This window comes from Nocardioides sp. (genome assembly GCF_031422975.1).
In the GTDB taxonomy this organism is placed as follows: Bacteria; Actinomycetota; Actinomycetes; order Propionibacteriales; family Nocardioidaceae; genus Nocardioides.
The window spans coordinates 1-1,593 of record NZ_JANPEO010000112.1; the positions used below are offsets into that span (position 1 = coordinate 1).

The 1,593-nt window shown below is 71.7% G+C and carries 2 protein-coding genes; both read right to left on the bottom strand.

The annotated features are described in order from the left end of the window. Positions 1–60: 60 nt before the first annotated feature. Positions 61–1,290, bottom strand: a complete 1,230-nt coding sequence (locus RMO85_RS03645) for a DUF6596 domain-containing protein (RefSeq protein ID WP_310526526.1) — start codon at positions 1,288–1,290, stop codon at positions 61–63. Between the two features lie 13 nt (positions 1,291–1,303). Continuing rightward, positions 1,304–1,593: YciI family protein (locus tag RMO85_RS03650; RefSeq protein ID WP_310526527.1), on the bottom strand; the 290-nt coding region annotated here is incomplete at its 5' end.

The following is a 1,593-nucleotide window of genomic DNA, read 5'->3' on the forward strand; positions in this document are numbered from 1 at the left end:
ACTGGAGGTCCTCGCTATTCGTCTAGGCCTTGGTGTCCACAACCTGTCGGGGAACTACAACTAGCGCGCGTCGCGCTGGGCGACGAGGTGCGCGCGCTCGACGTCGTTGAGACACGCGGCGATTGCCTGGTCGTAGGCCGCCCGCGCGGCGTCGAGATCTCCGGAACGTGCGAGCAGCTCGGCTCGTACGGCGGCGAGTCTGTGCGTCGACGCGATCTCGATGCCCTCCAGCGCTGCGAGACCCGCGGCTGGTCCGCGTGCCTCGGCCACGGCGACCGACCGGGCCAGGCGCGCGCTCGGCGTCGGCGCGACGTCGAGCAGGACGTAGTACAGCCCGACGACCCGCTCCCAGTCGGTCGCGGCCGACGAGGTGGCCAGCGCGTGCTCAGCGGCAATGCGAGCCTGCAGCGCGTAAGCCGCAGCCTGCACCGTGATCGGGCCGCGCAGCACCTCCGCGTCGACGAGTCGTTGTGCCTCGGCAATCTCGTCGTGGTGCCACAGCGTGCGGTCCTGGTCGGAGAGCAGCACGAGCCGTCCGTCGCGGACCCGCGCATCGCGGCGCGAGTGCTGGAAGAGCATCAGTGCCAGCAGCGCCATCAGGACGGGCTCGGAGGGGCGGAGTGCGAGTACGACGCGGACCAACCCGATCGTCTGGCCGGACAGCTCGGCTCGGAGCAGGTCGGTGCCGGTGCCGGGGGAGTAGCCGGCCGTGAACGCGAGGTAGGCCGTCTGGGCGACAGAGTCGAGCCGGTCGGGCAGCACGGACGCATCGGGCACGCCGAAGGGGATGTCGGCAGCGACGATCTTCTTCTTCGCACGGGTGATACGCGCCGCCATCGTCGGTTCCGGCACCAGGAACAGCCGCGCGATGTCCGGCGTCGGCACGCCCAGGACGAGCCGGAGAGCGAGGGCGCTCGCAGCCTCGGGAGCAAGCGACGGATGTGTGCACATCAGCACGAGCCGCAGCACGTCGTCCTCGACCAGCGCGCCGGGATCGGCCATCACGCGACCTCCTTCCCGGCGAGCGCTCTCGACCACGAGCAGCGGCTCGGCCCGCTGCGCCGTGGCCTCGGTGCGCAGCCGGTCGAGGATTCGGCGGCTGGCGGTGGTGTGCAGCCACGCCGCAGGTCTGTCCGGGACGCCGTCGGTCGGCCAGGTGCGGGCGGCCGCCTCGACCGCGTCGCCCAGGGCGTCCTCGACCAGGTCGAGGCGCCGATAGCGCGCGAGGAGCAGGGCCGTCAGCCGGCCCCACTCCTCGCTCACGGTGGTCGCGAGCGCGTCAGGTGTCACTGGACGGTGCGCCTCACGCAGGCTGCTCGGAGTGGACCACCGTGCGGCGTACCTCGACCGCCTCCCCGGTCGCTGCCAGGATCTGGCAGCACTCGACGAGGTCGTCGAGGTCATCGGACACCACGACGTAGTAGCCGCCGACCATCTCGCTGGTCTCGGCGTAGGGGCCTTCGGTGACGACGGTCCCGCCGGGCCGGATGGTGCGGGCCTCCTTCGACGAGTGCAGCTCGGCGCCGCCGGTGATCGTGTGGCCGCGAGCGGCGAGCTCGCGTCCGAAGCGGTCGTGCTCGGCGAACATGTCCT